This is a genomic window from Stenotrophomonas sp. 3diitr2024 (assembly GCF_042136455.1).
Lineage (GTDB): Bacteria > Pseudomonadota > Gammaproteobacteria > Xanthomonadales > Xanthomonadaceae > Stenotrophomonas > Stenotrophomonas sepilia.
Genome location: NZ_JBHHMJ010000458.1, coordinates 1 through 393 on the forward strand (window position 1 = coordinate 1; position 393 = coordinate 393).

Consider the following 393-nt stretch of genomic DNA (forward strand, 5'->3'; position numbering starts at 1 on the left):
GCTGCTGCCCTGGCTGAGCGCTTTTCGCGCCGCGCACCCCCAGCTGCGCCTGCACCTGCGCCTGTCCGACGAAGTGGCCGACGTGTTCCGCGACCCGGTCGACGTGGCCATCCGCATCGGCCACTTCGACGACGCCAACACCCGCGAACTGCTGAAGACCGTCCAGCGCGCAGATGCGCTGTCCGGCTCGCGCGGTAATTCCAACCTGCAGGCGAGCGTCGCCCAGGGCATCCAGTCGGCCGGCGAGAACGGCGGTGCGGCTGGAAATGATCGAGCTGCTTGAACAGCGCGCGGTGCGCACCGGCAGTGAAACCCAGCTGCAGGCCGAAGAAGGCAGTGGCCAGCGGCAGCAGCACCACGTAGCTGGCCAGCAGCCAGTGATGCCAGCGCTTG

At 68.7% G+C, this 393-nt stretch carries 1 pseudogene; it reads left to right on the forward strand.

The window, feature by feature from the left end:
* Nucleotides 1–265 (forward strand): annotated as a pseudogene (locus ABGA94_RS11585) (LysR substrate-binding domain-containing protein); the annotation flags it as partial.
* Nucleotides 266–393 lie beyond the last annotated feature (128 nt).